Below are 20783 nucleotides of genomic sequence, written 5' to 3'. Positions count from 1 at the left end.
AAACCAGGTTTTCAGCGCTAGGGGGCAGCGAAACACAACCGGTGCCCTTTAGTGCATACTCAGGGCAACCGTCGGGTCGGTATAGTGAAGGTTAAAGGCTTCAGCGACTTCGCGGCAGGTCACTTTGCCGTGTATGACATTCAAGCCGGCCAGAAATCCGGGATCCCCCAGTAACGCCTGCTTATAGCCGTTCCCGGCCAGATTAATGATATACGGCAGCGTGGCATTGTTGAGCGCAAAAGCCGAAGTGCGCGCCACCGCGCCGGGCATATTAGCGACACAGTAGTGCACGACATTGTCCACAATGTAGGTTGGATTGGTATGCGTGGTCGGATGTGAGGTTTCAAAACAGCCGCCCTGATCAATCGCCACATCAACAAGGCATGAACCGTGCTTCATAGCTTTAACGTGATCGGCCGTGATGAGTTTAGGGGCGGCCGCACCAGGGATCAGCACCGCGCCGATAATCACATCGGTATCCGGCACCAGACGGTCAATCAGGTCATCCGTAGAGTAAAGCAGCTTCACTTTGCCCTGAAACTCGCAGTCCAGCGCCCGTAACGTATCCAGGTTACGATCCAGCACAGTAACATCAGCCCGCATCCCCACGGCCAGACGGGCGGCATTGGAACCCACAACGCCCCCGCCTAAAATAAGGACTTTAGCCGGTTCTACGCCGGGTACGCCGCTGAGCAGTAAACCTCTGCCGCCGCGGGAATTTTCCAGTGTTTGCGCAGCGGCCTGAACGGACATCCTGCCTGCCACTTCCGACATGGGAGCCAGTAAAGGAAGCCTGCCTTTGTTGTCTTTTACCGTTTCATAAGCAATACAAATAGATTTGCTCTGAATCAGCTCCTTTGTTTGCTCATAATCAGGGGCCAGATGCAGATAAGTGAATAGAATTTGCCCTTCGCGAAGCATGGCTCTTTCGACGGTCTGGGGTTCTTTTACTTTAATAATTAGCTCTGATCTGGTAAAAACTTCTGAAGCAGTCGAAAGAATCGTTGCTCCGGCAGATTGATAATCTGCATCGGACAACCCTATACCTGCTCCGGCCTGGGTTTCAATCAGTACCTGATGACCCAGCGAAACCAGCTCTCTGACGCTGCTGGTTACAAGGCCCACCCGGTATTCGTGGTCTTTGATTTCTTTAGGCACACCGATGATCATGCTGTGCTCCTTGATCTATGTAGCAGGGTTAGCTATGGACAAGGTTGAAATGACAGAGCTAATGGCAGTATAGTTTGACTAAAAGAGTATTTGATACTAAATAACTAGTAGATGTAGTATATTTTTTTGCAAGGAAGTAAATAGGTGGAATAAAAAATGGTAGATACCAAAAAGAAACCCTCCAAGGAGTTGGATCGCATCGACCGCAACATTCTGAACGAACTTCAGAAGGACGGACGAATTTCAAACGTTGAGTTGTCAAAACGCGTTGGATTGTCTCCAACTCCTTGTCTGGAGCGTGTACGTCGCCTGGAGCGCCAGGGGTACATCAGCGGCTATACTGCGCTGCTGAACCCGCAATATCTGGATGCCTCTCTGCTCGTTTTCGTTGAAATTACCCTTAATCGTGGTGCACCCGATGTCTTTGAGCAATTTAACCGTTCGGTTCAGGAGCTGGAAGATATTCAGGAGTGCCATCTGGTGTCGGGCGATTTCGACTATCTGTTAAAAACACGTGTATCGGATATGTCTGCATACCGTAAGCTGCTGGGTGAAACCCTGCTGCGCTTACCGGGTGTAAACGACACTCGTACATATGTTGTAATGGAAGAAGTGAAACAGACCAATAACCTGGTTATCAAAACGCGTTAATTGGCCCGAAGCCAGTCTGATTTCAAACAATACCAAGCGGCCTTGCGCCGCTTGTTTCGTTTTTGTGGCAGTCATACCGTTTTTTGTCTCAATTGCTGAAAAAGTCAGCATCCCATCATCTATTTGACATTGGGATGAATTATTTGTGTTATCAACCCACTACAATTACAGCTTGTTTGGTGAGGCCAAGCGTGCAGCGGGAGCGCGCAAAGTGAGTGAAAGTATCAACGGACGTGTATTCTGTGCTGTTCACATCATTTTCCTACTTTGCTCCCACATTTTCTCAGGCAGGTAACATTGCCTGTTAAGTGGTATAAAATAAGCCACAATGCCCAAGGCTCTTAAAGCAGCCTGGGTGATATATTAAACGCAAATTCAGCTGGGTCACCCACAGGACGTTGATTACCCCCGGCTTACAGCCAGTATTAGCAAGACCGGAGAGAGTTTTTGAGGAAAGTTAGAGGCAAAACTCAGCCTATACGCCTGTCAGGCGGACAGCGCCTGCTGGAAAGTTTTTTGATCATCGGTATTCTTGCCGCTGTGTATCTCATGGTTGCCCTGGTCAGTTTTAACCCGGCCGATCCGTCCTGGTCGCAAACGGCCTGGCAGGGTACGGTGCAGAATAAAGCCGGCGCATTCGGTGCCATGGTGGCCGACACCGCCTTTTTCACCTTTGGCTCGCTGGCGTACCCTTTACCGATTGTTATGTTAGGGGTGACCTGGGTGATGTTCCGTCGCCGCGGCGAACGGGAAGCGGCGGACTACATGATATACGGCACCCGTCTGTTAGGCTTGCTGTTACTGTTTCTGACCAGTTGTGGTCTTGCCGATCTGAACTTTGATGATATCTGGTACTTTTCCTCCGGCGGTGTTATCGGCGATGTGGTCGTCAATCTGACTCTGCCGCTGTTTAGCCTGCTTGGCACGACGCTGGTTCTGATGTTTTTATGGGCGGTGGGGTTTACCCTGCTGACCGGTATTTCCTGGCTGCGCGTGGTGGACGGCATCGGTGAGACCACCTTAGGGATGCTGGGCTGGCTGCTCAACAGAATCCGCGGCGAACAACCGCAGACACTGACGCCTTTTGCTGCTGATATTCCCGACGAAAGCCAGACGGCTTACGCCGCCCGGCTGGCGCACAATCCGAACGAGACAGACATTGACGAGGATGACGTATTACTGCGTCGTTCAGAACGTATTGCCTATACCCCAACACCGCTGGCCGGCACACAGGTTTCGGATTCGGCTGCTGATACATACGACATGATCAACCAGGCTCGCCCTGAGGTTAAGCCGCCTCCGGTACACGCGGCTGTACAGTCAGAACCTGCCATTGTGATGCCAGAGCGCAGCAAGCCCGCTGCTGCCTCAGCCAGTCAGCCGCTGGGATCCAATCCCGATATCGCCGGTGTGACGATTGCGGACTTGCAGTCCCAGCTGGCTGAAAATGATGATTACAGCGTCTATGCCGCCGAGTCGGATGACGCCCAGGCCGACACGATTACTGCCAGTCAAGACCTGCCGAGTTATGATCAGCCTAGTCAGGACCAGCCCGCTCAAAACAGGGTGGATGAACCCGTTATCGGCGATCTGTCCCTGGTCGCGGAAGAGCCGCTGATGTCTGAGTACCAATCTGCGCCAGAGCAGGAGTACGCGGTTGCTGAACCTGATGACGATATGCCCTGGCAAGATGAATCCATGCCGGAGGCGGATATTGAGATTGGTGTCCACGATGGCCTGTCCGAGCTGGAACGTGCTGGCATAACCTCAGAAGCTGAGGGTGAGGCCGATGAGGTTGATGACGAAGAATCTGATCAAGACGCTTTCCAGCGCAAGATTCGCGAAGCGCAGCAGGCACAACAGCAACAGGCTTATGCAGCAGGACTGGATAATCCGTTCCTGGTGAAAAAAGACGTCGATTTGCCTAAACCGACCTCGCCGATGCCGACTTTGGATCTCCTGCAGCCGCCGACGCAAAATGTACAGCCAACCAGTGAAGAAGAATTAAAGAATACCGCCCGTTTGGTGGAATCCAAGCTGGCGGATTACAAAATTAAAGCCAAGGTAGTCGGGATTTATCCTGGCCCGGTGATCACCCGCTATGAGCTGGATCTGGCACCCGGTGTCAAAGTGAGTCGTATCTCAGGGCTGGCGAAAGATCTGGCCCGTGCCTTGTCTGCCTATGCGGTGCGCGTGGTGGAAGTGATCCCCGGCAAGCCTTATATCGGTCTGGAATTGCCGAACGAGAACCGCGAAACGGTTTATATGTCTGAAGTGCTGGGCAGCGAGCGCTTTATGAACATGCGCGGCCCGCTTCCTATCGTGCTGGGCTATGACATTGCCGGTGAGGCGGTTGCCGCTGATTTGAGTAAAATGCCTCACTTACTGGTGGCCGGTACCACAGGCTCTGGTAAATCTGTGGGGGTCAACGTGATGATCCTCAGCTTGCTGTACAAATGTAAGCCAGAGGATTGCCGCTTCATCATGATCGACCCGAAAATGCTGGAGTTGTCTATTTACGAGGGCATTCCGCATCTGCTGACCGAAGTCGTGACTGATATGAAAGATGCCGGGAACGCGCTTCGCTGGTGTGTGGGGGAAATGGAACGCCGCTACAAGCTGATGGCCGCGGTAGGGGTGCGAAACCTGGCCGGTTACAATGCCAAGCTGAAAGAAGCCGCTGCCGCCGGGCATCCTATTCACGATCCGCTGTGGAAACCCGGCGATAGTATGGACGAACATCCACCGCTGCTGGAGAAAATGCCAAGTATTGTGGTCATAGTGGATGAGTTTGCCGATCTCATGATGGTGGTCGGCAAGAAAGTGGAAGAGCTGATCGCTCGTCTGGCGCAGAAAGCGCGAGCCTCAGGTATTCACCTGGTGCTGGCGACTCAGCGTCCGTCGGTGGATGTGATTACCGGTCTGATCAAGGCCAATATTCCAAGCCGTATGGCGTTTACCGTTTCAACCAAGACAGATTCACGGACTATTCTGGATCAGGGCGGGGCAGAATCGCTGCTGGGTATGGGCGACATGCTGTACCTGCCGGCAGGCCAGAGCCACACCATACGTGTTCACGGTGCCTTTGCATCCGATGATGATGTCCATAATGTGGTGAACGACTGGAAAGCCAGGGGTAAACCTCAGTATATCGACGGAATTCTGAACTCTGATCAGGGTTCGGAAGCCATGTTGCCGGGGGAAACCTCATCCGGTGGTGAGGATGATCTTGATCAGCTCTTTGACCAGGTCGCTGCCTTCGTGGCAGAGAGTCGTCGCGGATCGGTTTCTGGCGTACAGCGCCGATTCAAAATTGGCTATAACCGCGCCGCCCGTATTGTAGAACAGCTGGAAGCACACGGTATTGTCAGCCCTCCGGGCCATAATGGTAACCGCGAAGTGCTGGCACCGGCTCCGGCAGGAGATTGATGTATGATGAAAAATCAGCAAATAACCAAAACCATTCAGGGCCTTGTTCTGGCCGCTGCACTTTTGCCTGCACTGGCCTTTGCCAGTGCCCAGCAGGAGCTGAGCCAGCGCCTGAATAAAGTCGATGCCTTCAGCGCCACATTCACTCAGAAGGTCACCAGCCCTGAAGGGGATTTGCTGGTTGAGGGGCAGGGTAATGTCTCGGTTCAGCGCCCGAATCTGTTCAGATGGCATGCCGACACGCCGGATGAAAATCTGCTGGTGTCTGACGGTCGCACCCTCTGGTACTACACGCCTATGGTGGAGCAGGTGACGGCGATGAAACTGGACGATGCCACCGCGCAGACGCCTTTTGTTTTATTGATTCGCAACCAGAATCAGGATTGGGCGAAATACAATGTAGCCCAGACGGCGGATACGTTTACCCTGACGCCGAAAGACAGCGCTGCAGTGACCGGGAAGTTTGTGGTCACAGTCGGCCGGGATGGCCAGGTTCGCGGGTTTTCCGTGGAAGAGCAGGACGGCCAGCTCAGCCAGTTTCGCTTTGCCCAGTTTGCTCGTGGCAAGCAAGACAGTAAGCAATACCGTTTCACGCCACCTTCGGGCGTAGAGCTGGACGATAAGCGCTGATTGCGTTAAAAACGAGAAAGTCTTATTCAGGCGGTAGAGATACCGCCTTTTTCAGTAATGGATGGTCAGCGTGGATAACCTCAGCCTAAATTTTTCCTCGGATTTTCGCCCTCTGGCTGCGCGCATGCGTCCGCGTACGGTAGAAGAGTACATTGGCCAGCAGCATATACTCGGTCAGGGCAAGCCGTTACGAAGAGCGCTGGAAGCCGGGCATCTTCACTCCATGATTCTCTGGGGGCCGCCCGGCACCGGTAAAACGACCCTGGCGGAAGTTGCGGCCCACTATGCCAATGCTGAAGTGGAGCGTGTGTCGGCGGTGACCTCGGGCGTGAAAGAGATTCGTGCCGCCATAGAGAAAGCGCGTCAGAACCAGCATGCCGGCCGGCGTACCATTTTGTTTGTCGATGAGGTGCACCGTTTCAATAAAAGCCAGCAGGATGCGTTCTTGCCGCATATTGAAGATGGCACAGTGACATTCATCGGTGCGACCACTGAAAATCCGTCTTTCGAGCTCAATAATGCTCTGTTATCCCGCGCCCGGGTTTATAAGCTCAAATCCCTGACGACAGACGACATTCTGACAGTCATCAATCAGGCGATGGATGACGCAGAACGCGGCATCAGGGACGACAGCCTGACCTTTGCCCCGGATGTGAAAGAAAGCCTGGCGGCACTGGTTAATGGCGATGCGCGTATGGCGCTGAACTACCTGGAGCTGCTGGCGGATATGGCAGAGGCACATCAGGGCAGTAAAGTCATCACCTTAGCGCTGCTGGCTGAAGTCGCCGGTGAGAAGATCACCCGGTTTGATAACAAAGGCGATCTCTGGTACGACATGATTTCCGCAGTCCACAAGTCAATCCGCGGCTCCAGTCCGGATGGCGCCTTATACTGGTATGCCCGCATGCTGCAGGCTGGTTGCGATCCTCTCTATGTCGCCCGCCGGTTACTGGCCATAGCGTCTGAAGATGTCGGCAATGCCGACCCGCGCGGCATGCAGGTTGCGATTGCGGCCTGGGATTGTTTCACCCGGGTGGGCGCCTATGAAGGCGAAAGGGCGATCGCGCAAGCCATTGTCTATCTCGCTTCTGCACCCAAAAGTAATGCGGTCTACACTGCATTTAATCAGGCAAAAGCGGATGCGGCCAATCTGCCCGACTACGAAGTCCCTCCGCACCTGAGAAATGCGCCAACCACACTGATGAAAGATCTGGGTTACGGTGCGGAGTACAGGTATGCCCATGATGAACCTGGCGCTTATGCGGCAGGGGAGTGCTATCTGCCCCCTGAGCTGCAGAGCAGGAAGTACTATCAGCCTTCTGAGCGTGGTTTAGAGAGTAAAATTGCTGAGAAGCTGGAATATCTGGCTTCCTTGGATGCAAAAAGCCCGCAGAAACGCTATCAATAATCAGGCTTTTTGGGTATCGTTTATCAACTTGCGTTAGTGATGCTAACGTATTCAGATTTCAACTTATTTAACCCGCGAACGGGTTAAATTTTGTGCAACATTCTATGACGAGCACAGGATTAGCATGCTAGATTCAAAACTTCTTCGAACTGAGCTGGACGCGACAGCAGAAAAATTAGCGCACCGTGGGTTTACCCTTGATGTAGAAACCCTTCGTTCCCTGGAAGAGCAACGTAAGTCCATTCAGGTGAAAACGGAAGAACTGCAGTCCTTGCGTAATTCCCGCTCGAAGTTAATTGGTCAGCTGAAAGGCAAGGGCGAGCACGAAGAAGCCGATAAAGTCATGGCAGAAGTTGCCGGCCTGGGCTCTGAGCTGGATGAGGCGAAAAAAGCGCTGGCTGAAATTCAGTCTCAGCTCAGCGATATTGAACTGTCTATTCCCAACATTGCGGACGAATCGGCGCCAATCGGAAAAGACGAAGACGAGAACGTCGAAATTTCACGCTGGGGCGAGCCCAAGACTTACGATTTTGAAGTGAAAGATCACGTTGATCTGGGCGAGATGGCTGATGGTCTGGACTTTGCCAGCGCAGTAAAACTCTCAGGCTCCCGTTTCATCGTGATGAAAGGCCAGTTTGCCCGCCTGCACCGTGCATTGGCGCAGTTCATGCTCGATCTCCACACCCAGGAGCATGGCTACACCGAAATGTATGTCCCTTACCTGGTCAATCAAGACAGCCTGTACGGTACGGGCCAGCTGCCGAAATTCGGCGAAGATCTGTTCAATACCAAGCCTGCGACCGAAGAAGGTGTGGGTATGTCGCTGATCCCGACCGCGGAAGTGCCGCTGACCAATATGGTTCGCGATACCATAGTTGACGAAGCTGAACTGCCAATCAAGATGACGGCGCATACGCCTTGCTTCCGCTCTGAAGCAGGTTCTTATGGTCGTGATACCCGCGGCCTGATCCGTATGCACCAGTTCGATAAAGTGGAACTGGTTCAGATCACCCGTCCGGAAGATTCCATGGCGGCGCTGGAAGAGCTGACCGGTCAGGCAGAGAAAGTGCTGCAACTGCTGGAACTGCCTTATCGTAAAGTGATTCTGTGTACTGGTGATATGGGCTTTGGCGCGATGAAGACGTACGATCTGGAAGTCTGGCTGCCGGCGCAGAATACTTACCGTGAGATCTCATCTTGTTCCAACGTGGGCGATTTCCAGGCACGCCGGATGCAGGCACGTTTCCGCCGTAAAGGCGAGAAGAAGCCTGAGCTGGTGCACACTCTGAACGGTTCGGGTCTGGCCGTTGGCCGCACCATGGTCGCGGTGCTGGAAAACTACCAGCAGGCTGATGGTCGCATTGAGATCCCTGAAGTGCTGCGTCAGTACATGGGCGGTCTGACCCATATCGGCTAATATTTGCGATGACAGTAAAATGAAAAAACCCAGCCTGCGCTGGGTTTTTTTTATGTCCTGTTATCTACCTTGACCGCGACCTGCTTTGGCCGCGGGATAAAACCGCCGTCAGACGCGAGTGCATCGTTATCAGGTCTGAAGCTTGAGTTCGGTTTGACCGGCAGTTTCAGATTCAGCCTGTTCCAGCAGGGGCAGCAGACTGGTGCTGATATCCAGCGGGAAATCTTCTATCGCCAGCGCATGGGCAATCTCGGTTAACTTGGCATCAAACAGATAGAAAATGTTATCCGACAAGCTGAGTGAGAACTTATACAGTGCCAGTCGGCATGCTTTGCTTGCACTGGCCGACTGCAACAAAGTGGTCAGGTCATTCTCAAGCTGATCGGCCATTAATGACGGCCCGGGTATTTTGAGCATCAGGTTCATTTGTCCCAACCGGCGTTGCAGCAAATGCAGATGTCTGCGCAGTAAAATTTCCTGCTTGTTGTTACCCGGACGAAACACCGCCACCGTTGAGCGGAACTGGGCCAGGGTATCCAACGCATTGAGTGTGACCGGCCAGAACTGCTGATACTGCTCGAACAGAGTGCTTTTGTCTGCAATGAGCAGGCTGGTGGTTAAGTGGTCATCAATCAGATACATAACATGGCGAATGTTTTTGCCATGATTGGCCTGATTACGTGACATAGAATACTGCGGCCACTCAGTGCTTAACTGCTGCAAATGCTGAGTCAGAATCCGGTACATGGGTTTTTGTTCAAGCCCGGCCTGACTGAGCAGAGTGTGACTCAGACTCAGGATGGCATTCTGCTCGGGGAAAACCGGCAGGGTTTCGCCACGACTTTTCATAAGATGGCTATGGGACAGGCGCCTGTGCTGGCGCAGCAGCTGGATAAGCTGCCGAAGGCCAAGGATCTGATCGAAGTGTGCTTCCGTCTGTGCCTGTTGCTGTTTGTTGTAGAAATACCAAGCCGTGAGTGCCAGCACAGTCAGTGTTAAACCGAGAATAATCCACATATCGACCCCCTGAATGCCAGTGAATGGCATGAATAAACTTTGTTGATCCTCTTTGACGTTTTGATTCTGTTTCTGAGTCAGCTTGCTTAAGCCTGGGTTGCAGTTTCTTAACGACCTAGCCATAACGCAAAAAGCGAGCCAGATTTGTTCTGGATTGATGTGTGAATCTATAACTGTATCTTTATGATAAATAAGGTTTATTTTTTCATGTTCAATCGGTTCAGTGCACCAGTTTGGTGCGTAATGATGATTTTGGTGCAAGCGAGGGTGCAAATGAAGCGGCAAGCAAAGGTGCGAGAGCAGTCAAGCTAATCCGGGCCGGATGAAGGATGTCAGCACAGTTGCGTCGCATGCTGGGTTTCGCTCCGGAGCGATGTAAAGCGCAGACAAGAGTTGAAAAGAGTAAAAAGGCCAGCACACTGAGTGGCTGGCCTTTTATTGATATCTCACGCCACCGCCATAGGCGGTAAACAGAGTCAGATGGTTAGACTGTTAATTTCTCGGTACCCGGGCATCAAGGGCCTCAAGTTTTTTCAAGGCATCCTGCGTCATCAGGGTCTGATAACTGATGTTGCTCGCACTGAGGCTTGAACCTTGCTGGAATGGGTATTCCGGAATTGTTTTCAGGAATTCCATGACTTTTTGCTGTACCGGTACAAACAGCCACATGGTGTTTTCTGCATACCACTTCAGGTACATACCGGACTCCAGTGCCCCTTTCTGGTATGGGTCAGCCCGCAGGTTGATCACCAGAGGCCAGGCCGGTGTTTCGCGAACGGCGGTATTAATACCACCGGAAAGCGTGGCGAAGTGGATTTTCCAGTCTTGCCAGCGAACCGCATTCAGCTCACCGGTTGCACCAAAGTAGTAGATACTGTCACGCGGACCTTGCTCTGCTTTGCCTTCGAAGTAAGGCATAAAGTTATAGCCGTCCGCATGAATTTTGAACTCTTTACCATTGGCGTTGTACCCTTTTTTCAACTTCTCGACCACGTCGGGTTCACCGGCAGCTGCCAGAAAGGTCGGCATCCAGTCTTCATGAGAGAAGATATCGTTATAAATCGTACCCGGCTTAATGACATTCGGCCATCTCACCACCAGTGGTACTCGCATACCGCCTTCCCAGGTGGTTCCTTTTTCACCATGGAAGGGGGTGGTACCGCCATCTGGCCAGGAAATGGTCTCGGCGCCATTATCGGTTGAGTACACAACGATAGTGTTGTCAGCAATCTTCAGCTCATCAAGCTTGTCCAGCAGCGTACCGATGGACTTGTCATGTTCAACCATGCCATCAGGGTACAGACCAATCCCCGTCGTGCCGACAGACTCAGGTTTTAAGTGTGTCCATACGTGCATACGCGTGGTGTTAAACCACATGAAGAAGGGCTTATCGCTCTTCACGGCGCGTTCCATGAAATCCAGACCAGCAGACATAAACTCTTCATCTGCAGTTTCCATCCGCTTACGGGTCAGCGGACCGGTATCTTCGACTTTACCGTCAGCGGTGGATTTTAAGACGCCGCGCGGGCCGTATTTTTTGCGAAACTCAGGATCTTTCGGATAGTAATAACCTTCAGGTTCTTCTTCCGCATTCAGGTGGTACAGGTTACCAAAAAATTCATCAAAACCGTGATTAGTGGGCAGGTGTTTGTCCTGATCACCCAGGTGGTTTTTACCAAACTGGCCGCTGACATACCCCTGTTCATGTAATAAATCAGCAATGGTTGGCGACCAGTCCGGAATACCGTGATCTGAACCCGGCATACCTATAGTTAATAAGCCGGTACGGAACGGGTGCTGCCCCAGAATAAATGACGCCCGACCGGCTGTACAAGACTGCTGGCCATAGGCATCGGTAAACATCGCGCCTTCTTTCGCGATGCGGTCAATATTCGGGGTTTTGTATCCCATAATACCGTGGTTATAGGCACTGATATTATGAACGCCAATATCATCCCCCCAAATCACGAGTATGTTGGGTTTTTCTGCTGCACTAATACTGGTTGCACAAAAGGCAACCCCGAAAATAACCATAAGCTTTGTTATTTTTGACTTAAGAGAAATCAAAATAACCTCCTTTGTACGGCAAATGCCACGGGTTCAGAAACTTGGTTTATGTTTATATCGCAGTAAGTGTTGTTCTTTTGATGAAGGCTGATGTCCTAACGGTAACTTGTTGTGAATAATAAGTTTAATTGCTATACAGATATTAACCAGTCGAAAGTAAGTATTTTTTAATGAAGCAATGTTTTGTCACAAGCGCACTTTTTTTTCTGAGCATACTGATGCTCTCTTTTGATGCTGTATCTCAGAATAATCTAGACACTCAGTGTGTAAATTGTCACAAAAAAGAAGTGCAACAATGGAAAGAGTCGCATCACTTTCATGCTATGGCTCAAGCAAATGCTGCTGATGTTTTGGCTGAATTTGACGGTATAACTTTTCAAAAAGATGAAACCGTTTTTCAATTGCGGCAAAGGGAAAAAGAATATCTGATTGATATTATTGAACCTTCAGGGCAGCGGGCCGAATATAAAGTGGCATACACTTTTGGCTATTATCCACTTCAACAATATGCGTTTTCAGTTGGGGATGGGAAATTGCAGTTTTTACCTTTTGCCTGGGATAGCAGAGAGAAAGAACAAGGCGGGCAGCGTTGGTTTGACCTGCACCCGGACCAGCAAGCCAATGACCCGTTTCACTGGATGCAAATGGGGCAGAACTGGAACCAAATGTGTGCGGACTGCCATACGACGAATTTCGAAAAGCGCTTTGATGAACAAACAAAAACCTATCAGTCGACCTACAGTGTCGTGAATGTCAGTTGTCAGGCTTGCCATGGCGAGCCTCAGCAACACCTTGCCTGGGCGGCAGGAAACACCGACATCAGCCATAAAGGCTTTGAGCAGTCTATAGGGAAAAAAACACCGCTATTTTATCAGCAGGCGGACGGCAGCATGCAGCCAGCTGCGCCTTTGCAAGCCAGCCAGCAAATTGAGGTATGTGCTTCCTGTCATGCAAGACGTACTCAATTTGCAGACAGAACCGGGCCAATGGATTTTTCACAGCACTTCCAGGGGGCGCTGCTGACGCCAGAGCTTTATCATGCCGATGGACAGGTGTGGGACGAAAACTATGTCTGGGGATCTTTCTTGCAGAGCAAGATGTATCAGGCTGGGGTCACCTGTACTAACTGCCATAATCCCCATTCCGGTGAGCTGGTGTTACCGGCTAATCAAACCTGTACCCAATGTCATAACCCACAGAGTTACGATAAAACCGAACATCATAAACACGCGGCGAATGGTGCAGGCAGTCAGTGTGTGGATTGTCATATGCCTGCCACCACGTATATGCAGATTGACCCAAGGCGCGATCACAGCTTTCGGATCCCCCGGCCTGATCTGTCGCTGAAGACAGCCGCGCCGAATGCCTGTAATGCTTGCCATCAGGATCAGAGCGCAACCTGGGCGAAGAAGCAGGTGGAAAGTTGGTATCCGACATCCTCGCACCGAAACCCGGATCATTTCTCGCTGGCTTTCCGGGCCGCTGATCAGGGGGTGCCTTCAGCATCGGAACAGCTTACCCGCATCGCGCAGGACAATACATTACCGGATATCGTCCGGGCATCGGCCATTGAAAGAATGGCCAATTATCCGGACAGAAACTCGCTGGTGTCCATTGTTCGCGCCTTACGTGATGACGAGCCGCTGAAACGGCAGGCGACGATTGCAGCAACCGCACAGTATCCTCTGGCGGATCGTTACCGCATGCTGTCTCCGTTACTGGCCGACAAGCATGCGCCAATCAGAGCCAATGCGGCGCGTGCTCTTGCACCTATGCTGACCTTACCTCATGCGGCTCAGCTCAGTGCCGGACAAAAGACGCAGCTTGAGCAGGCGCTGGGCAGCTACCGGCAAATGCAGCGTTACAATGCCGATCGCGGCTTTGCCCATACCAACCTGGGAAATCTGGCATTGGCAATGGGGGATACCCAGGCCGCCGAACAGCATTTTAAAACCGCGATGGATGTTGAACCCATTTACACACCGGCCTATGTCAATTTGGCTGAAGTTTACCGTCGTGCCGGAAATGAACCCCAGGTGCGCGCCGTGCTTGAACAGGCCCTGGCGGTACAGCCGGAGGAAGCCAGCGTGCATTATGCGCTGGCAATGAGCTGGGTACGGAGCGGCAACAAGGGTAAGGCACTGCATTCGCTGAAACAAACCGTTGATAATGCGGGAGAAGAAATAAACTACCTCTATACTTACGGTTTACTGTTACAGGATCAGGGGCAGTATCAGGTGGCTTCAACTTACCTGCATCGGGCGCTGACACAATCACCGGCCAACCCGGATGTGCACTATACCCTGGTGCAGAATTATCTGATGCTCAAAGATTATGATAATGCGCTGTATTTTGCGCAGAAGCTGGTACAACTGCTGCCGGGCAACCCGCAGATTCAGCAACTGGTGCAGCAGATCGTAATGATGAAACGCGCGCAGCCCTGACCGGATGCGGGCAGCGGTAACCCGTGGTTGAGCCAGCCGGATGCGATAAGCAATAACAAGTGACAGGAGTGACTCACGTGAATGCTGCACAACAGGCAATGAATTTACTGCTGGAAAAAATTGACCAATCCGTGATCGGACAGAGCCATGTTGCCCGTTCAATTGTCATCGGTTTGATCACCAATGGCCATATCTTGCTGGAAGGCTTACCGGGAACGGCAAAAACCCGTTCGGTGAAAGCGCTTGCCGGGATGATGGATGCCAGATTTGGCCGGGTGCAGTTCACGCCGGATCTCTTACCCTCGGATGTGACAGGTACCGACATGTACCAGGAAGATGCCGACGGTAAACCACAGCTGACTTTTCAGCCCGGCCCCATTTTTAACAACATCCTGCTGGCTGATGAAATTAATCGGGCGCCCGCCAAGGTGCAGGCTGCTTTGCTGGAAGCCATGGCAGAAGGCACAGTCACGGTCGGAGACAGCAGTCGGACGCTCCCTGAGCCTTTTATTGTGCTGGCAACCCAAAACCCGATCGAGCAGGAGGGCACCTATCCGCTGCCGGAAGCGCAGGTGGACCGTTTCATGCTGAAAGTCACTGTCGACTACCCGGAAGATGACGCCGAGTTAGATATAGTCCGTTTGGTACGTACAGAAGAAAAGACGCAGGGCAAAATGAAAGCGGAGCAGACTTCTGCTGAGGAACGGATCGACCCGCAACTAGTGCTGGATGCCCGGGATCAGTTGGCTGACATTCATGTGTCCGAAGTTGTTGAGCGCTATATAGTTAATCTGGTGATGGCGACACGCCACCCGGAGCGCTATCCAGATACCAGGCTGAGTGAGTGGATCGAAGTCGGTTCCAGCCCGCGAGCCTCAATTGCGCTGGACAAGTGTGCCCGTGCCTGTGCCTGGCTGGCCGGACGGGATCATGTTGAGCCGGACGATGTGCGGTTGATGGCGAAGCCGGTACTGGGACACAGGCTGAATCTGGGTTACAGCGCCGCGGCTGACGGAGTGACAAAGAACGATGTCATCCAGGTGTTACTCGATCATGTGCTGATCGGGTAGGAGTGAGGTTATGGCTGAGCTCTTGCTGGATTCACGCTTGTATTGTCAGCCTGCCAGGCTGGCGGCTTTGCAGGTGCAGGCTGCACAGTTGTCGTCGCCTTCGTTGTTGAAAATCCACAGCATTTTGTCCGGGCGCCACAGCTCAAACTTTCGCGGCCGGGGCCTGAACTTTGAAGAGTTGCGCCACTATCGAAAAGGCGACGACATCCGTCAGCTGGACTGGCGGGTGACTTTGCGCACCGGTGAGCCCTATGTGCGGGTGTATACCGAAGAGAAAGATCATCATGTCACTTTGTGTGTTGATCAGCGCGCCACCATGTTTTTTTCTTCTGTCGATACCATGAAATCCGTTGTTGCGGCAGAAATCGCAGCTTTGATTGGCTGGTCTGTGGTCAAAAAGAACGATCGTGTCGGGCTGGCCATCTTCGGGGAAGATCAGCTAACAGACCCGCGGCCCACCCGCACGCAATCAGAGTTTCTGGCTCAGCTCCACCGGCTTTGTGAAGTCAACCAGTCGCTGAGTGTGGCTTCGTCTTCGTCAGAGCAAAACCAGCTTGATGCCATGCTCACGCGGCTGATGGAGCGAAAAGAGCGTAATGCGCTGGTGGTTATCCTCAGTGATTTCTACCAGTGCAATGCGGCCTGTATTCAAAAATTGCAGCATCTACAGCGGCGCGGGCATGTCCTGTGTATTGCGATTAGCGACCCGCTTGAGCAGTCATTTTCTTCTGGGCAAGCCTGGGTGGTGTCAGACGGAGATCTGCAGATGAACATTGAACCCGGCGAAAAAAGTCAGGCCGTCGACAGGCATCTTACTGCCTTGTATCAGGCAAGGAAGGAGACGCTGAGCAAAATCATGGCCATGAAGCACCTGCCATTTATTGAGCTGGATACCTCTGGCGGCCATATCCGCCAATTCCAGCAGGCACTGGAGAATGCATGATGACGCAGCCGGCGCCCCCTTCCTCTTATATTCTGAAAGATTTGACTGAAATCGCTCTGCCGGACGCAGTGAGCTGGTGGCCTCAGACGCTCGGCTGGCAGATATTGGGTGTTGTGCTAGTGGTATGCTTGCTGTTGTGGGCTGTCTACCGGTATCGCCTGTATCGCTTTAACCGTTACCGTCGCGAAGCCATGAGGGCGATTGCGGTGATAGAGCAGGGCACTGAGCAGGCTAGATCTCCGTCTGCCATGAGTGATTTATTCCTGGTGCTGAAAGTGACCGCGGCCCATGTTCAGCCCTCACTGGCTTCACACCTTGACCGGCAGTTTTTGCGCTATCTGGACACCAGTGCTTCGCTGACTGAAGGTTTTGATTCTCCGGCCGGGCAGTGTTGGCTGGACAGCCTGGTGCAGCCTGATGCCACTCTCAGTGATGACCAGGCGCAACAGCTATTGACCCTGGCCAACCGCTGGGTGAAGCACCACAGTAACCCCAATCAGCCCAGGCTGCTCTGGAGGCGAGATGAACATTGAGCTGACATATCCTTGGGCCTTGTTATTGCTGCCGCTGCCCCTGCTGGTGTACTGGCTGACGCCTGGCTACAAAACACGCCGGACGGCGATCAAGGTGCCATTTTTTGATGCCCTGGTTGAGGCGCTGGATGAAAAACCGGAGCGCGGCGCCAGCATTCTGCGGCCCGCTTTCTGGCAGCGGGCCTTGCTGACGGCCTCCTGGGTGCTGGTGGTCATCGCGTTGTCCAAGCCTATGTTGCTGGGCAAACCGCAACAACGTCAGGAATTTGGCCGTGATGTGATGGTGGCGGTAGACCTGTCCGATTCTATGAATACCGACGATTTCACCTCGGCCTCCGGCGACAAGCTGTCGCGCCTGGAAGCGGCTAAGCAAGTGCTTGCCAGCTTTGCCGAAAAACGTCAGGGAGACCGGCTGGGGCTGATTCTCTTTGGTGATGCCGCTTTCGTGCAGGCCCCCTTTACCGCCGATCATCAGGCCTGGCTGTCATTGCTCAATGAGGCGCAAACGCCCATGGCCGGTTTGAGTACCCATATGGGGGATGCTATCGGGCTGGCGATTAAGGTTTTGCTTGAAGACAACCCGCAGCAAGGGGAGTCAACAAAAGAGAAGCTGGCAATTGTTCTGACGGATGGCAATGATACTGACAGCTATGTTGCCCCCGAGGATGCGGCCAAGCTGGCGAAAGCCCGCAGTGTGAAAATCCACATGATTGCGATGGGCGACCCGCAGACGGTCGGCGAAACTGCCATCGATATGGATACAATTAATAGCGTTGCGGCGACAACAGGCGGGAAGGCGTTTCAGGCACTGAACAGCCAGGAGCTGAACCAGGCTTACGACACCATCAATGAACTGGAACCTCAGTTATATCAAAGCACCTATTATCAGCCCAAGTCCTCGCTGCACCCTTATTTGCTGATGGTCGTCAGCCTGCTGTATCTGTTGGCCTTTAGTTTTGCTACCTGGCGGCGTAGCCGGACAGTGAGGGAGGCCGCATGATGGATATGTCAGACTTTGCACTTGTTCTGGCTCAGTTTCGTTTTATACGGCCGGCGTGGCTGTTGCTGTTTGTGCCGTTTGTCTGGCTCTTCTACGTCCAGTGGAAAAGCCAGGAAGCAGGCAGTCAGTGGCAGAGGACTCTGCCTGAACACTTACGAAAAGCCTTAACTGTCGGTGGGTCCGGCTGGCGCAGGCAATTACCGTTACTGATCCTGATGCTGACCACGGCACTGGTGATTCTGGTGTGTGCCGGGCCGACCTGGAAAAAGCAGCCGTCTCCTTTTCATGAAGACAAAACTCCGCTGATTGTTCTGATGGATACCAGCCAGGCCATGCTGGAGAAGGATGTCGCCCCGGACCGGCTCACCCGCGCCAAACAGAAAGTGGAAGATTTGCTGGCGATGCGGGCCGGGGGTGAAAATGCCTTGATTGCCTACGCTGCGACAGCTCATGTTGCGATGCCGCTGACGCGCGATATCGCTGTGTTCAAACCTATGCTGGAAGCCCTGTCACCGGAAATCATGCCCAGGGAAGGGAAAAATGCGACATCGGCCATTTCACTGATTGAACAGCAATTGCAGCGCCGTGATATTCCGGGCACTGTGTTACTGATCACCAATGATGTGTCGGCGCAGAGTATCAGCCAGCTCCATGACTATTTTTCCCAGCATACGCATCAGTTGCTGGTATTAGCGGCAGGGGATGACACCCGCCCCAGCGATCTGCCGCTCAGCATGAATCACCTCAATGCGCTGGTTGATATCGGCAATGCAGATTTACATCCCCTGACGGTGGATAACACAGATGTGGAATGGATCAAGCGCAAGGTTGAAAATCATGCGGCACTGAATGCCAGCACCCATCAGCCCTGGCAGGATATGGGTTATTACCTTTTGATTCCTGTGCTCTTGCTTATATTGCTGTGGTTTCGCCGGGGCTGGCTGGTTCAGTGGAGCGTGGCTGCACTGGCCGTTGTTACTCTGTTGGCTGTACCTGAGCTGGCTTATGCTGAGAGTGTGCATCAGGTTAATCCGGCCAGCCAGAAGTCCGCTCCCCCGGCGCCTGATGCCGGAGAGCGGCTGAAGCAGTTCTGGCTGGATCTCTGGCTGACCCCGGATCAGCAGGGGCAGTGGTATTTTCGACGGGGTGACTATCTCAAGGCGGCTGAGCATTTTGCAGATCCGCTCTGGAAAGGGGTCGCGTATTATTATGCGTCTCAGTTTAATGCCGCGCATACTGTTTTCATGCAAAGCAGTGAAGAGGTGATGCAATTCAATGCCGCCAACGCGCTGGCCCATCAGCGCGAGTATGTAGCGGCGCGCAAGCTATTGCAGGAACTGGTGAAGACTTACCCGGATAATACCGCTATGCAGCATAACCTGCAGGTGATTGAGGGGATTATCGAAGAGATTAACCAGTTCAGTGACAGCCAGTCCGGCGGTGAAAATGCTAACGAGGGTTCCGTTGAGCTGGGGGACGAACCTCAGACGTCGGATGGCGTGGATGAGCAGGTTAATGCTCAGGCGATTATTCAGGACAAACTGACCGCTGAGCAGCTGCTGGGTGATGAAGATATCGCCAACAAATGGCTGGAGCGGGTAGAGGCGGATCCGAAAATGTTTCTGCGCTCTAAATTTTCCATTCAGTATCAACAAAGTCAGGAGCGTTAAACGATGCGCCGCGCTTTAATGTTCGTCCTGCTGCACCTGCTACTCACAGTGACTGCGCCGTGGGGACTGGCGGCAGAAGAAAGCAGTGACAGCTACCGTGTACTGATCAAAACCTGGTTAACGACCGCCAGTCAGAAAGACGCTCGTCAGGTGGCGGTGAATGAAATGGTTACCCTGCACCTCGATCTGGCGACTTCGACCTGGTTTACTGCCGGTACCCGGATTGGCAAGATCACCGATCCCGGACTCATGACCTCGCAACGCAGCCTGAAAGCGGTGAACTATACTGAGCAGCAGCAAGGGACAACCTGGTCTCATCAAAGCTGGGAGATCCCGGTTTTTGTGACCCAGTCGGGTCAGTATGTCATACAGCCGATTCCAGTGACGGTCGAGGTTTCGCTGTCTCCAGGGCAAAATAAAGCGGCGACCTTAATGACGCCGGAACTTCGTTTCTCGGCATCATTACCCTCACCGGCGCTGACCGGCCAGCGGCCCTGGTTTGCGGCATCCGGGGCTTCGCTTGAGCAGACCTGGCAGCAGAGTGCCGATACCCTGCGCGCCGGTGACAGTATCACGCGGCGGATCACTGTCAAGGGAGAAAGTACGCTGGCCGCCATGCTGCCGAACCCGTCTCAGCCTTTGTTTGATGATGCCTACCAGACTTATGTCTCGCCCAGTGATCTGCAAGATAGCTATAACCGCGGTATGTATTCGGCCAGCAGAACTGAGCAGGAAACCTACGTGCTGCAGGCCGGCGGCGAGATAGGTTTCCCGCCGATTGAGGTGCAGTGGTGGGACAGCCAGAATCAGCAGCTCAATACCCTGACCCTTGAGGGCAAAACCTTTGCGGTGAAACATACGCTGCAGTCGTGGCTGAAGTATTACGCGCCCTGGCTGATTGCTGTGCTGGTGCTGTTTGCTCTGGCTTTGCTCGCCTTTCAGCTCGCCAAACGCTATTTTGCCAGCCGCCCGTTGCCATCGCGTTATCTGCTCTGGCGGGCTGCCCGACGTAATGACTGGCCGCAATGCCGCCAGCTTATCTATCAAAGGCTCTATGAAAAGACGCATCTGACCGCGCTTGCTGATTTTGCTCAGGATGAGAAGTGGGCCGCAGACAGCCAAAGGCTGATGTCAGAGCAGATTGACAGCCGGCTCGTACGGTCGGTGTGGCGGCAAATCACGCACAGAGCAAAAGCGCAGAGCCAGTATCAGGTTCTGCAGCCGCTACGCCAGCTGGCACGCAGGTATCCGCCTCTGTAATGGACTGACTGAATTGCCGGCGCATGATCTAAGCTTACAGCGTCATATTAATGAGAATCTTTATATCACGTAAA

Annotated in this window: 15 protein-coding genes; 12 read left to right on the top strand and 3 right to left on the bottom strand. The window is 52.9% G+C overall.

Features of this window, described 5'->3' with window-relative positions; translation table 11 throughout:
• Positions 1–48 precede the first annotated feature (48 nt).
• Complete coding sequence (ald, locus tag H511_RS0113425; RefSeq protein ID WP_027252762.1) at positions 49–1170, bottom strand: alanine dehydrogenase; 1122 nt, start codon at positions 1168–1170, stop codon at positions 49–51.
• A gap of 156 nt (positions 1171–1326) precedes the next feature.
• Between ald and lrp the strand changes: the two genes are divergently transcribed.
• The 5 genes from lrp (at position 1327) to serS (ending at position 8705) form a co-directional block, all read left to right on the top strand.
• Positions 1327–1821: a leucine-responsive transcriptional regulator Lrp gene (lrp, locus tag H511_RS0113420; RefSeq protein WP_027252761.1), complete on the top strand. Its 495-nt coding sequence runs from the start codon at positions 1327–1329 to the stop codon at positions 1819–1821.
• 447 nt (positions 1822–2268) lie between these two features.
• On the top strand, positions 2269–5250 hold the full coding sequence (locus tag H511_RS0113415) for a DNA translocase FtsK (protein WP_027252760.1): 2982 nt from the start codon (positions 2269–2271) through the stop codon (positions 5248–5250).
• A 33-nt stretch (positions 5251–5283) separates the two neighbouring features.
• On the top strand, positions 5284–5880 hold the full coding sequence (gene lolA, locus H511_RS0113410) for an outer membrane lipoprotein periplasmic chaperone LolA (protein ID WP_027252759.1): 597 nt from the start codon (positions 5284–5286) through the stop codon (positions 5878–5880).
• A 70-nt stretch (positions 5881–5950) separates the two neighbouring features.
• The gene (locus tag H511_RS0113405) at positions 5951–7288 is read left to right on the top strand and encodes a replication-associated recombination protein A (RefSeq protein ID WP_027252758.1); all 1338 of its coding nucleotides are present in this window, start codon (positions 5951–5953) and stop codon (positions 7286–7288) included.
• Between the two features lie 124 nt (positions 7289–7412).
• A complete protein-coding gene (gene serS, locus H511_RS0113400) occupies positions 7413–8705 on the top strand; it encodes a serine--tRNA ligase (RefSeq protein ID WP_027252757.1) in 1293 nt (430 codons plus the stop codon).
• A 129-nt stretch (positions 8706–8834) separates the two neighbouring features.
• On the opposite strand, the gene H511_RS23410 is transcribed toward serS, so the two are convergent.
• A complete protein-coding gene (locus H511_RS23410) occupies positions 8835–9752 on the bottom strand; it encodes a hypothetical protein (RefSeq protein ID WP_155804882.1) in 918 nt (305 codons plus the stop codon).
• 462 nt (positions 9753–10214) lie between these two features.
• Positions 10215–11756 carry an arylsulfatase gene (locus tag H511_RS0113390; RefSeq protein ID WP_027252756.1) on the bottom strand — a complete coding sequence of 514 codons (1542 nt, stop codon included), beginning with the start codon at positions 11754–11756 and terminating at the stop codon, positions 10215–10217.
• 203 nt (positions 11757–11959) lie between these two features.
• Here H511_RS0113390 and H511_RS23405 point away from each other — a divergent pair, with 203 nt between their 5' ends.
• The 7 genes from H511_RS23405 (at position 11960) to H511_RS23400 (ending at position 20709) form a co-directional block, all read left to right on the top strand.
• Positions 11960–14233: a tetratricopeptide repeat protein gene (locus tag H511_RS23405; protein ID WP_036759679.1), complete on the top strand. Its 2274-nt coding sequence runs from the start codon at positions 11960–11962 to the stop codon at positions 14231–14233.
• 77 nt (positions 14234–14310) lie between these two features.
• The gene (locus tag H511_RS0113380) at positions 14311–15303 is read left to right on the top strand and encodes an AAA family ATPase (RefSeq protein WP_027252755.1); all 993 of its coding nucleotides are present in this window, start codon (positions 14311–14313) and stop codon (positions 15301–15303) included.
• Between the two features lie 10 nt (positions 15304–15313).
• Entirely contained in the window at positions 15314–16246 is a 933-nt protein-coding gene (locus H511_RS0113375; protein ID WP_027252754.1) for a DUF58 domain-containing protein, read from the top strand.
• On the top strand, positions 16243–16779 hold the full coding sequence (locus H511_RS0113370) for a DUF4381 domain-containing protein (protein WP_027252753.1): 537 nt from the start codon (positions 16243–16245) through the stop codon (positions 16777–16779). The genes H511_RS0113375 and H511_RS0113370 overlap by 4 nt, the downstream gene beginning before the upstream one ends.
• Entirely contained in the window at positions 16769–17779 is a 1011-nt protein-coding gene (locus H511_RS0113365; protein WP_027252752.1) for a vWA domain-containing protein, read from the top strand. Before H511_RS0113370 ends, H511_RS0113365 begins: the two co-directional genes overlap by 11 nt.
• Positions 17776–19449: a vWA domain-containing protein gene (locus H511_RS0113360; RefSeq protein WP_036759677.1), complete on the top strand. Its 1674-nt coding sequence runs from the start codon at positions 17776–17778 to the stop codon at positions 19447–19449. Before H511_RS0113365 ends, H511_RS0113360 begins: the two co-directional genes overlap by 4 nt.
• A 3-nt stretch (positions 19450–19452) precedes the next feature.
• Positions 19453–20709: a BatD family protein gene (locus H511_RS23400; protein ID WP_027252750.1), complete on the top strand. Its 1257-nt coding sequence runs from the start codon at positions 19453–19455 to the stop codon at positions 20707–20709.
• The last annotated feature ends 74 nt before the right edge of the window (positions 20710–20783 follow it).

This window comes from Photobacterium halotolerans DSM 18316 (assembly GCF_000425165.1).
Taxonomy (GTDB): Bacteria; Pseudomonadota; Gammaproteobacteria; order Enterobacterales; family Vibrionaceae; genus Photobacterium; species Photobacterium halotolerans.
This window is presented reverse-complemented; position numbering and strand designations above follow the sequence as displayed.